Here is an 11,614-nt window from a genome sequence, read left to right on the forward strand (position 1 = left end):
ACCGTCAGTGGGTACCGCTGTGGCCAGCCTCTGAGGTTACATCATGGCGCTACGATCGCCACCGGTCCTGGTGTTGAGCTTGTCGCCCGGCTTAGGGCCGAGCGTATTGCTGCCGCTTATTGCTGAACGGCGCTGAACCCTTCAAACGCCGTCTGCTGCTGGATCGCGCTGACGATGTTTTTGCGCGTGGCGGGCTGCTGGTTGCCGTCCTTGTCCACGAACACTTCGCTCTGCAGTTCGGCTTCATCGCCTTCACCGATGAACGAGAACCCGAGGAATTCATAGGCTTCGCGGTCAGCGTTGGCTTTGGAGCGCGGCGTGCGCAGGGGCAGGGTGACGCTGGCGCCGTCCTTGCTGATGACGAAAACCTCGGCTTCCTTCTTCGGCCGCGTCGCTTTGCCCTTGCCGCCACTCGGGTTGCTGACCGCTTGATGGGTCTGGTTCAGTACCTTCAACGCCAGGCTGTAGACGAGCTCCTGAAAACTCGGATCGTCTTTATAGCTGGAGAGAATCCGGCTGATCGGAAACTTCGCGCTCAGGTCTTCGAGCGCGGCCATGTCAGCGGCTTCGGCGTCCTTGAGCTGTTTAAGCTGACCCATCAGTTCGTAGGCCTGGTCATCATCGAATCGGTCATGGGCGGCGCGTATGGCCAGGCGCAGATCGCGAATCTGGTCGCTTTCCTTGGCACTCTGGAAAGCGTCGAGCACCATCTCGCTGATGGTTTTGGCCTGTGGCACGTGTTGTGAAAGGTTGATGGCTTCTTCGTAGGCTTGCTTCGACGACACGGCGTTTGCCGCCGGATCGGTATGGGAATCAGACATTGAACATCCACTGCTTCGTTAACTGGGGTTGAGGCGCGAAAAGCTCGGGGCGTTTCGAGGGGCGTAATCTATTGGACGAGGGCGCGGTTGTCACGGATTGCCGCTTGCACCCGGACCACAGGAAGATTGGCGTTGGACGCCTCAGACTAGACCACAGCATCAAAAAGCCCGGCAATTGCCGGGCTGGTCTTATACGCAGGTCCCGCCTTTGTGGTGAGAGCCCGTCCCGCCTGTCGGATGGGTGCCTTTCGGACACGCCGACGCGGAGAGTGAAACGATGGAAAGCAGAGCGACCAGTCCAGCGATAGCGATCTTCTTCATATTGCCTCCGTGCCCTGCGAGATGCAGTACAGGGCTATCGGCGTATTGGGATCCCACTTTAGCCACGGAAAGCCAGAAACAACAAAGCCCGCACAAGGCGGGCTTTGTTGAGGTACTTGGTGGCTACACAGGGACTTGAACCCCGGACCCCAGCATTATGAATGCTATGCTCTAACCAACTGAGCTATGTAGCCAAGTGGCGCGCATTATTCGCTCAGATCGGAGATGTGTCAAGCGTCTCTTTGAAAAAATTTATCCACACGATCAATCGGTTAGCCTCGCGGCCCTTCAGCCATTCCTCATCCCTGCACGTCGGTGACAGTTTCTAACTCGGCGCTGAGTGCTTTTGCCCCACTTTCGCGCACCTATCCTGCACCGTCCTCGGGCTTGTGCCCGGTTTGATGGCTTCGTGCTATCGGTCCGGTTCTTGCTTATGCCTGCCGCAACGCTGCCGTTATAGATGGAAGCGGCAGCAGACTTCGATAGGCCCAAACGCTTCCCTTGTTCAAAAGATGGGCGGTTATCGTTTTCAAAACACAGACATGGCATTTTGCCGGTAAGAATGTAAGGCAGCGCAGCGACGATCATTTGTCATGCAGCGTTTGTCGGTGAGGAGTAGTCGGCTATGCAGAGTCTTTTGTCGCCAGGCATCCGCCTGCTCGGACGTCTCGGGTTCGCACGCAAGTTTCAGGTGCTCTTCTTTCTGTTTATTTTGCCGCTTGCCGGCAGCCTGTGGATGATCGGCCAGGATTACCGCAGCAAGCTGGCGGTGATTTCCCAGGAACAAGCCGGCGTGCGTCAGCTCATGGCCCTCGATGCGCTGGATGTGCAACTGACGGCCCAGCGCAATCGCGCTGCGCGCTGGAAGGCGGCCGACATTCTTCATGATCCAACGCCGGCCGCGAAGGCAGCCATGAGCGCGCTGGATGCTGCGAACCCTGACCTGAACCGGTCCCTGGCTTCCCTGGGTGATGAACTCAAGGCACAGAACGCCAGCGCGGACATCATGACCCGGTATCAAGCGCTGCAGGCCTCGGTCAAAGGCATGGATTCGGAATCCTTGCGGGCGGTCGGCTGGTGGCCGGACGGCTACGACCGCTTCACATCCGCTCTTACAGCGCTGCAGAGCCTGCGCGAACAGATCGCCATGGACAGCGGCTTGATCCTAGACCCCTGGCTTGAAACCTACTTGCTGATGCAGATCGCGACGCAGCAGGCGCCGGACCTTGTCGAGCGGGTAGGGCGCATGGCGAGTATCGGCCAGTCGTCGATCGCGTCCGGACAGTTCTCGTTGCAAAGCCGTCTTCAGATGCGCGACCTGCGCAGTCGCATCGGCGACGCCCGCGATCAGTTGGTCAAAGCAGTAGGCTCGCTAAAAGCAAAGGCTTACCCGGGTATGGAGGTCTGGACGCGTCAGTATGAAGACAGTCTTCAGCGCCTCGATACCGAACTGAAAGTGCTCGACGACGGTGTGTTCGGCGGCAGCATCAAGCTCGACCCGGCCGGCTTCGAACGCAGCGTCGATAACGTCAGCGACGGACTGGCGGCCCTGCGCAAGCAGTCACTGTCTTCACTCACCAGCCGGCTCGATTATTACCATGAACAGGCTACTCAGCAGTTTGTGCCGGTGGCCGCGATATTCAGCATTCTCGCGCTCGCGGCGCTGTACCTCTTCATGTGCCTCCAGGCGTCGATTCAGCGCAGCGCCAAAGGCATCACGACCTTGGCCGAGTCCCTGCGTGACGGCAACTTGTGCGTCGAGGTCGCCGTTGAAGGGCGTGACGAACTGGCTGCCATTAGCACCGCGCTCAACGTTGCCGTGGTGCAACTGCGCACCAGTCTGCTGGGCGTCAACCACGAAACCCAGCAATTGGGCTCTGCGGTGCTAACCCTCAATGCGCAGTCCGGCAGCACGCTCAACGAAGTCGAAGATCAACAACAGCAGATCAGCCAGATTGCAGCGGCGGCTACTGAGCTCGCCGCGACTTCCATGGGCGTTGCCCGCAGCTGTGAAGCGGCGTCCGGCAGCGCTCAGGCCACCCGACGCATCGCCGAGGACAGCAGCCGCGACAGTCAGCGCACCACCGCGAGCATTCAGCAGTTGAACCAGAAACTCACCGACACCGCCAACGCGCTGAGCAAGGTCAGCGAGCAGGGCCAGCAAATTCAGTCTGTGGTCGACACCATTCGCGGCATCGCCGAACAGACCAATCTGCTGGCGCTCAATGCCGCCATCGAGGCGGCGCGTGCGGGCGAGCAGGGCCGTGGCTTCGCCGTGGTCGCTGACGAAGTGCGCAGTTTGTCCCAGCGGACCCAGGCGTCGACCGCGCAAATTGCCGGGACCGTGGACAGCTTGCGCTCGACCGTCAGCCAAGCCGTCAGCCTGATGGAAGCGGCGTGTGGCCAGGCGGTGAGTGATGCGCAGTCGGTGACCGGGCTGGGCGAGCGGCTGGAAGAGATTGCCAGCGCCGTGCAGATCGTCACCGACACGCTGGCACAGATCGCCACCGCGGTTGAAGAGCAGGCCGCAACGGCGGACGAGGTCAGTGGCAACATCCAACAGGTGGATCAGGCTGCAGGCCGTTTGCTGGACGGCGCGCGTGCGGTCAATCAGGCTGCAGACACCCTGACCAAAGGCAGCAGGGCCTTGAGCGACAACACCGCGAGATTCCAGCTGGGGTAAGCCGCGCAAGCAAGGCACGAGGGCGATCAGCGCGCACGTTTTCACGGGTGCGCATGGGGTGTGGGTTGAAAGACGAAAGCCAGGCGACGTATAAGATTTGTCGCTTTCTCACCGTATTTCGATACCCATCGCCGTAGGGATTTTTCCATGACCGACAGCAGTGCCGCGGGTGCGGCGGTTTATTCGCCCCTGACGTTAGCGTTGTACGACGCGTGGGTGCTGGGCATTTCCAACCGGTATGCCTGGCGTTGCCCGACCGATGACGTGCTGTTGCCGTTCTTCCGCGCCAACGTACGTGCTCATCATCTGGATATTGGCGTCGGCACGGGTTACTACCTGGCGAAAGCCAAGCTGCCGCCGAACACCCGAATCACCCTGATGGACCTCAACCCGAGCAGCCTCGCCGCCGCCAAGCGCAGGATCGGCCGGCCAGACACGCGCACCCTCCAGCATGACGTGATGACGCCGATACCCGGAAACGAGCGCTTCGATTCGATATCGCTGTTTTACCTGCTGCATTGCCTGCCGGGCCCGCTGGACGCCAAGGCGGCGATCTTCGCTCACCTCAAGCACAACCTGAACCCGGACGGCGTGTTGTTTGGCGCGACTATTCTGGGGGACGAGGCGGGTCACAATGGCTTTGGCCGCAAGCTGATGGCGGTCTACAACAAGAAAGGCATCTTCGGAAACAGCCACGACACCCAGGCCGGTTTCGAAGCGCATTTGCGCATGCATTTTCGCGATGTGACGCTCAGGCTCGAAGGCGTCGTTCTGCTGTTCCGCGCAGCACAGCCGATTGTCTGAGCTGCACCGAGGCAGGCGGGCGTTGCTGACAGATACAAAGCGCTGAAAGCAAAAAGCCCGCGAATCACTGAGTGATACGCGGGCTTTGATGTTCAACGGGGGTCGTGGAGGTCCACGCGCGCGTTAGACGTTGAAACGGAAGTGCAGAACGTCACCGTCCTTGACGATGTAATCCTTGCCTTCCAGGCGCCATTTGCCCGCTTCCTTGGCACCGGCCTCACCCTTGTACTGGATGAAGTCGTTGTAGGCGATGCACTCGGCGCGGATGAAGCCTTTTTCGAAATCGGTGTGGATCACACCCGCAGCCTGTGGCGCGGTAGCGCCGACGCGGACGGTCCATGCACGCACTTCTTCGACGCCGGCCGTGAAGTAGGTCTGCAGGTGCAGCATCTCGTAGCCGGCACGGATCACGCGGTTCAGGCCAGGCTCTTCAAGGCCCAGGGCCTCCAGGAACATGTCCTTTTCTTCGCCGTCGTCGAGTTCGGCGATTTCCGCTTCGATCTTGTTGCAGACCGGCACCAGCATGGCGCCTTCTTCTTCAGCGATGGCGCGAACCACGTCCAGGTGCGGGTTGTTGTCGAAACCGTCTTCAGCGACGTTGGCGATGTACATGACCGGTTTGGTGGTCAGCAGATGAAAGCCCTTGATGACGGCTTTCTCATCGGCGCTCATGCTCTTCATCAGGCTGCGCGCAGGTTTGCCCAGTGTGAAGTGAGCGATGAGTTGCTCCAGCAAGCCTTTCTGGACCACTGCGTCCTTGTCGCCGCCCTTGGCGTTGCGCGTGACTTTCTGCAGTTGTTTCTCGCAGCTGTCGAGGTCAGCGAAAATCAGTTCCAGATCAATGATCTCGATGTCGCGTTTCGGGTCGACGCTGTTGGAGACGTGAATCACGTTCTCGTCTTCGAAGCAGCGCACGACGTGAGCAATGGCGTCGGTTTCGCGGATGTTGGCGAGGAACTTGTTGCCCAGGCCTTCACCTTTGGAGGCACCGGCTACCAGCCCGGCGATGTCGACGAACTCCATCGTGGTCGGCAGGATGCGCTTCGGGTTGACGATGTCAGCCAGGGCCTGCAGGCGCGGATCCGGCATGGGCACGATGCCGGTGTTCGGTTCGATGGTGCAGAAGGGAAAGTTCTCCGCCGCAATACCTGATTTGGTCAGGGCGTTGAACAGGGTGGACTTGCCGACGTTGGGCAGGCCGACGATGCCGCAGTTGAATCCCATGGTGTTTCCCCTCGAGTGATGTCAGGCCTTCTGGCTGTGCAGGACGCGCATCGCCTTGGCGAAGTCGCCAGCGAGTACATCCGGCAGCACGCCGAGGGCAAAGTCGATGCTGGCGTCCAGTTTTTCCTGCTCGGCGCGTGGCGCACGACCCAGGACGAAATTGGACACCAGACTGGCGTCGCCCGGGTGGCCGATGCCAAGCCGCAGGCGGTGGAAGCCGTTCTGGTTGCCGAGCTGCGCAATGATGTCGCGCAGCCCGTTATGCCCGCCGTGCCCGCCACCCAGTTTGAGTTTGGCGACGCCCGGAGGCAGGTCGAGTTCGTCGTGGGCCACCAGAATGGCTTGCGGAGGAATCCTGAAGAAACCCGCCAGAGCTGCGACGGACTGGCCGCTGCGGTTCATGTAGGTGGTGGGAATCAGCAGACGAACGTCCTGGCCTTGATGACTGAACTTAGCCGTCAGGCCGAAATATTTGCGGTCAGCGGTCAGATTGACACGCTGTGCGCTGGCAATGCGCTCAACGAAAAGAGCCCCTGCGTTATGCCGGGTCTGTTCGTATTCGGGGCCTGGATTTCCCAGGCCGACGATCAGTTGGATGGCGGTCACGTCAGGGGCTCTTCCTTGGGTCGAGTGTGATGATGGCGAGCATCATCACGGGTTCAACCGACTAGCGAGTAATGATTACTCTGCTTCGCCTTCTGCGGTGCCTTCTTCTTCGTCCTGGACGATGCGAGGAGCGTGGACGTTTGCGATGTCCAGGTCCTTGCCGTGCGCCAGAGCAACGAATTCAACACCTTTAGGTGCTTTAACGTCGGACAGGTGAACGTTGTCGCCGATTTCCAGCGCGCCCAGGTCAACTTCGATGAACTCAGGCAGGTCTTTCGGCAGGCAGGTCACTTCCAGCTCGGTGGTGGTGTGCGAGATCTCGCCGCCTTTCTTGACCGGTGCTTCTTCGTTGATGAAGTGCACTGGAACGATAGCGGTCAGTTTCTGGCCAGCCACGACGCGGATGAAGTCGGCGTGCATGATGAACTGCTTGGCAGGGTGACGCTGCATCGCTTTAACGATGACGTTCTGCTTGGCGCCAGCAATGTTCAGCTCGATAACGTGGCTGTAGGCAGCTTCGTTTTCAAACATCTTGGCCAGTTCTTTGGCTTCGATGGTGATCGAAGTAGCTTCCTGGCCACCACCGTAGACAACGGCTGGGACGGAGGCGGCGAGACGACGCAGGCGGCGGCTCGCACCTTTCCCCAGGTCAGTACGCGCTTGGGCGTTCAGAGTAAATTCGTTCATTTTGTATCTCCAAAATAGCCATGACCGAGCGGCGTTTGCGACCAGCGCCTGACACGGTATGGGCAAAAAAGCCCCGCCCCGGCATTGAGTGTCGGGGCGGGGCGCTTTTCGTCAACGGATGGTTCGGCAGGGCAGGGCCCTTATCGGAACATCGCGCTGATCGATTCTTCGTTGCTGATGCGACGCATCGCCTCAGCGACTACCGGTGCGATATCCAGTTGGCGGATACGGTCACAGGCCTGTGCAGCAGCGGACAACGGGATAGTGTTCGTCACCACCAGTTCGTCCAGCACGGAATTTTCGATGTTCTCGATCGCACGGCCCGACAGAACAGGGTGTGTGCAATACGCGAAGACCTTGGCAGCGCCGTGTTCCTTCAGCGCCTTGGCCGCATGGCACAGAGTGCCCGCGGTATCGACCATGTCGTCGACGAGAATACAGGTACGACCTTCCACGTCACCGATGATGTGCATCACTTCGGAGTGGTTGGCCTTCTCGCGGCGCTTGTCGATGATGCCCAGATCGACGCCCAGGGATTTGGCAACAGCACGTGCACGCACGACGCCGCCGATATCCGGGGAGACAATCATCAAGTTTTCGAAGCGTTGGTCTTCGATGTCATCCACCAGAACCGGGGAGCCGTAGATGTTATCTACCGGAATATCGAAGAAGCCTTGAATCTGGTCAGCGTGCAGGTCGACAGTCAGCACACGGTCGATACCGACGACAGTGAGCATGTCCGCAACCACTTTAGCGCTTATAGCCACACGGGCAGAACGCGGACGGCGATCCTGGCGGGCATAACCAAAGTAAGGGATTACAGCAGTGATACGAGTGGCCGAGGAGCGACGGAAGGCGTCTGCCATCACGACGAGTTCCATCAGGTTATCGTTGGTCGGAGCGCAGGTCGGCTGAATAATGAAGACGTCTTTACCGCGAACGTTTTCATTGATCTCAGCGGTAATCTCACCGTCGGAGAACTTTCCAACAGAGATGTCACCGAGAGGGATATGCAGCTGACGTACGACACGCCGAGCCAGATCGGGGTTGGCGTTCCCCGTAAAGACCATCATCTTGGACACGCGCAGTACCTGGAGGCTTAGGGTATGCCTGGATGACTATAGGAAAATGGCAGGGGCGGCTGGATTCGAACCAACGCATGGCAGGATCAAAACCTGCTGCCTTACCGCTTGGCGACGCCCCTGTATCTGTTGCACGAGTGCCTGGCACTCGGTTCCTTTTAGAGCAGCGCCTGTAACTTCCGGTGCAACATCGAGATGTTTGCGCCTTTTGCTACAAACCCTGTAAGGGTCTCTGTAAGAAGGGCCGAGACTTTATCAGCTTCAGCTTTGCTTGGGAAGGCCCCAAACACACAACTTCCAGTTCCGGTTAATTTTGCTTCGGTAAATTTACCTAACAAATTCAAAGCGTTACCAACTTCTGGATACCGCCTCGTTACAACCGGTAAGCAGTCATTTCGACTGTTTCCCTTGGGAACGGGGCGCACTTTAATGGGAGGAGTGTCACGTGTCAACAGTGGATCTGAAAAAATTTCTGCTGTACTTACAGATACTTGCGGCACTAGCACCAGATACCAAGGTTCTTCGGGGGTTACGGGGGTCAGGATCTCGCCGATGCCTTCGGCAAAAGCAGCATGTCCGCGCACGAAAACCGGCACGTCAGCCCCAAGCAGCAGGCCCAGCGCCGCCAGCCGATCCTCATCCCAACCCAGTTGCCAAAGGTGATTCAGGCCCAGCAGTGTGGTTGCCGCGTCGGAACTTCCGCCGCCGATGCCGCCGCCCATGGGCAGGACTTTTTTCAGCCATATATCAACGCCAAGCGGGCAACCCGATTGTTGCTTGAGGGCGCGAGCCGCTCTGACAATCAGATTACTGTCGTGGGGGACGTCGGCAATTTCCGTCTGCAGTCGCACTTCGCCGTCGTCACGAAGCGCGAAGCTGAGCTCGTCGCCGTAATCGAGAAACTGGAACAACGTCTGCAGTTCGTGATAACCGTCGGCGCGGCGTCCGGTGATGTGCAGCATCAGGTTCAGTTTGGCAGGGGCGGGCAGTGTCAGTCGTGCTTGCGACATGCTCATTGTCCCAGTTTGCGTGGTTGCCAGTCCTTGATGACCAGCGTGACGTCCAGATCCTGCCCGTGCAGCTTCATGCGTTCAGGCAGCCAGAAACCATTTTGCTGGGTGTAGCTCAGGTATTCGATCTGCCAGCCATCCTGCTCAAGACTGGCCAGGCGACTGTCACCGTCAAGGGTCAGGTTGCTTTTGCTGTCCGGCGCGGGCAAACCGCGCACCCACCAGACCAGATGCGACACCGGCAATTTCCAGCCGAGCTGATCCTTGAGCAGGGTTTCCGGGTCCGGCGCGTCGTAGCGGCCCTGATTGGCGACTTCCAGCGACACCGCGCCAGGTCGACCGGTCAGGCGGGCAGCACCGCGCCCCAGCGGGCCGGACAGGCGAATGTCGTAGTAATCCTGGCGTTGCAGCCAGAACAGCGTGCCGCTGCCGGAATCCTTTGGCGCGCGGATGCCGACCTTGCCGTTGATCTGCCAGCCATCGAGGCTGCTGAGTTGTTCTTTGTTCACACGCCATTGATTGGCGTCCCCCTTGCCTTGCACGGCTTCGCGGGAGGACATGCCGGCACAGCCGGCGAGCAGGGCGATCAGACTGAATACGAGTACGTGGCGCAATTGCATAAATTCAAAGGGTCTCGGCGCCGGTCAGGCGTTTGATGGTGCTGCGCAGAACCGGGCTGTCAGGTTGTTGTTCAAGGGCCTTGCCCCATACTTTGCGAGCTTCACGCTGCTCGCCTTTGGCCCACAGGACTTCGCCCAGGTGCGCGGCAACTTCGTGATCCGGGAAGCGCTCCAGCGCCTGACGCAGCAGACGCTCGGCTTCATCCAGATTGCCCAAGCGGTAGTTGACCCAGCCGAGGCTGTCGAGCACCGCCGGGTCTTCCGGATTGAGCTGGTGCGCGCGCTCGATCAATTCCTTGGCCTCGGCGTAGCGTGTGGTGCGGTCCGAGAGGGTATAGCCCAGAGCGTTCAGCGCCATGGCGTTGTCCGGCTCGCGCTTGAGAATGGCCCGCAGGTCACTCTCCATCTGTTTCAGATCGTTGCGTTTCTCGGCCAGCATTGAGCGGGTGTAGAGCAGATTCAGATCATCCGGGTACTGCTTGAGCGCTTGACTCAACACTTGCCAGCCGCGGTCGCTCTGGTTGTTGTTGGCCAGGGTCTCGGCTTCGATCAGGTACAGCTGAATGGCGTAATCGGGTTGATCGGCACGTGCCTGGGCCAGCCGCTTCGACGCTTCTGCAGTGTTGCCGTTGCTCATCAGGATATCGGCCTGACGCAGCTGCGCAGGCAGGAAGTCGTTGCCGGGGCCCACTTGAGCGTATTCGGCGAGCGCGGTTTGCGGATCGTCGCGCTCTTCGTAGATGCGGCCGAGGTTTACGTGGGCCGAGTCGACGTGACTGCCGCGTGCAACGAGGTCTTCGAGATAACCCTGCGCTTCATCCCATGCCTTGTTTTCCAGGCAGACGAGGGCAAGCGAATAACGCAGCTCGTCGTCATCCGGGTACTGCTGAACCAGGCTGGAGAACTGCACTTTGGCGTCTTCCATGCGGTTCTGTTCCACCAGCATGCGCGCATAGGTCAGGCGCAGGCGCTTGTCATCCGGGTATTTTTTGATGCTTTTTTCGAGCAGCGGGATCGCTTCCTTGCCGCGGTTCATGCTTTGCAGCAGTCGGGCACGCAACAGGATCGGCGCCACCTCACCTTCACCCGGCGGATTGTCTTCGAGCAGTTTCAGCGAGGCGGCGCTGTCGCCTTCCTGCTGAAGCAACAGCGCCTTGCCGAAGATCAGTTGGCCGTTTTTCGGATACTTCATCAGAAGGCGATCGAAGCTGGTGATGAGCCCTTTGCGCGTATTGGAATCGGTTTCCGACGCAGACAACGCGAGGAAATCAAAATGCGTGTCGCCCTGGCCCTGAAGAACCTTCTCCATATAGCGCATGGAGTCGTCGTAGCGCCCGGCCCGCGCCAGCTGGATGGCTGCCGCGCGCTGTGCCTCGAGATTGCCCGGGTCGTTTTTCGCCCAGATCATTGAGGTGTCGAGGGCGGCCTGATCGGCCCCCAGGTATTCGGCGATGCGGAAGGCGCGCTCGGAAATCCCCGGATCCTGGGTCTGGATCGCCTGGGTCACGTAGTTGTCCAGCGCGATGTCGAAGCGATTGCGCTGGCCGGCAAGCTCGGCGGTCAGCAGGCTGACGACGGTTTCCTGAGTAAACGAGCCGTACACCTGAGGTTTGGCCTCGGGTGCGGGCGGCGCTTCTTTCGCGGGAGCAGAAGGCTCCGTAGAAACGGAGGCCGTAGACTGGCAGCCACTCAGAGCGACAAGGGCAAGGAACAACGCGGAGGATTTATTCATATAGAGGAGGGGCGGCTTACCTGC

10 protein-coding genes and 2 tRNA genes are annotated in these 11,614 nt (G+C 59.6%); 2 read left to right on the forward strand and 10 right to left on the reverse strand.

Features of this window, described 5'->3' with window-relative positions:
* Window positions 1–116: 116 nt before the first annotated feature.
* On the reverse strand, window positions 117–821 hold the full coding sequence (locus AC07RO_RS00115) for a hypothetical protein (RefSeq protein ID WP_346631462.1): 705 nt from the start codon (window positions 819–821) through the stop codon (window positions 117–119).
* 438 nt (window positions 822–1,259) lie between these two features.
* Window positions 1,260–1,336, reverse strand: a tRNA-Met gene (locus AC07RO_RS00120).
* A gap of 431 nt (window positions 1,337–1,767) precedes the next feature.
* On the opposite strand from AC07RO_RS00120, the gene AC07RO_RS00125 reads away from it, so the two are divergent.
* Both AC07RO_RS00125 and AC07RO_RS00130 read left to right on the forward strand, forming a co-directional pair.
* A complete protein-coding gene (locus AC07RO_RS00125) occupies window positions 1,768–3,825 on the forward strand; it encodes a methyl-accepting chemotaxis protein (RefSeq protein ID WP_346626960.1) in 2,058 nt (685 codons plus the stop codon).
* A gap of 147 nt (window positions 3,826–3,972) precedes the next feature.
* Window positions 3,973–4,629: a class I SAM-dependent methyltransferase gene (locus tag AC07RO_RS00130; RefSeq protein ID WP_192174954.1), complete on the forward strand. Its 657-nt coding sequence runs from the start codon at window positions 3,973–3,975 to the stop codon at window positions 4,627–4,629.
* Window positions 4,630–4,752: 123 nt separating this feature from the next.
* Here the strand turns inward: AC07RO_RS00130 and ychF are convergent, their stop codons facing one another.
* The 8 genes from ychF to AC07RO_RS00170 all read right to left on the reverse strand — a co-directional run bounded on the left by ychF (window position 4,753) and on the right by AC07RO_RS00170 (window position 11,590).
* Window positions 4,753–5,853, reverse strand: coding sequence for a redox-regulated ATPase YchF (gene ychF, locus AC07RO_RS00135; RefSeq protein ID WP_192174953.1), 1,101 nt, complete (start codon window positions 5,851–5,853; stop codon window positions 4,753–4,755).
* A 21-nt stretch (window positions 5,854–5,874) separates the two neighbouring features.
* Window positions 5,875–6,459 carry an aminoacyl-tRNA hydrolase gene (gene pth / locus AC07RO_RS00140; protein ID WP_108120616.1) on the reverse strand — a complete coding sequence of 195 codons (585 nt, stop codon included), beginning with the start codon at window positions 6,457–6,459 and terminating at the stop codon, window positions 5,875–5,877.
* A 75-nt stretch (window positions 6,460–6,534) separates the two neighbouring features.
* The gene (locus AC07RO_RS00145) at window positions 6,535–7,146 is read right to left on the reverse strand and encodes a 50S ribosomal protein L25/general stress protein Ctc (RefSeq protein ID WP_065991778.1); all 612 of its coding nucleotides are present in this window, start codon (window positions 7,144–7,146) and stop codon (window positions 6,535–6,537) included.
* A 140-nt stretch (window positions 7,147–7,286) separates the two neighbouring features.
* On the reverse strand, window positions 7,287–8,228 hold the full coding sequence (locus AC07RO_RS00150) for a ribose-phosphate pyrophosphokinase (RefSeq protein ID WP_037018241.1): 942 nt from the start codon (window positions 8,226–8,228) through the stop codon (window positions 7,287–7,289).
* Between the two features lie 47 nt (window positions 8,229–8,275).
* Window positions 8,276–8,350: transfer RNA gene (locus AC07RO_RS00155), tRNA-Gln, on the reverse strand.
* A 36-nt stretch (window positions 8,351–8,386) separates the two neighbouring features.
* Window positions 8,387–9,238: a 4-(cytidine 5'-diphospho)-2-C-methyl-D-erythritol kinase gene (gene ispE / locus AC07RO_RS00160; RefSeq protein WP_495085010.1), complete on the reverse strand. Its 852-nt coding sequence runs from the start codon at window positions 9,236–9,238 to the stop codon at window positions 8,387–8,389.
* A 2-nt stretch (window positions 9,239–9,240) separates the two neighbouring features.
* Window positions 9,241–9,858, reverse strand: coding sequence for a lipoprotein insertase outer membrane protein LolB (gene lolB, locus AC07RO_RS00165; protein WP_282369450.1), 618 nt, complete (start codon window positions 9,856–9,858; stop codon window positions 9,241–9,243).
* Window positions 9,859–9,862: 4 nt separating this feature from the next.
* On the reverse strand, window positions 9,863–11,590 hold the full coding sequence (locus tag AC07RO_RS00170; RefSeq protein ID WP_282369452.1) for a tetratricopeptide repeat protein: 1,728 nt from the start codon (window positions 11,588–11,590) through the stop codon (window positions 9,863–9,865).
* Window positions 11,591–11,614 lie beyond the last annotated feature (24 nt).

It is taken from the genome of Pseudomonas sp. GW821-FHT07F05 (genome assembly GCF_059418765.1).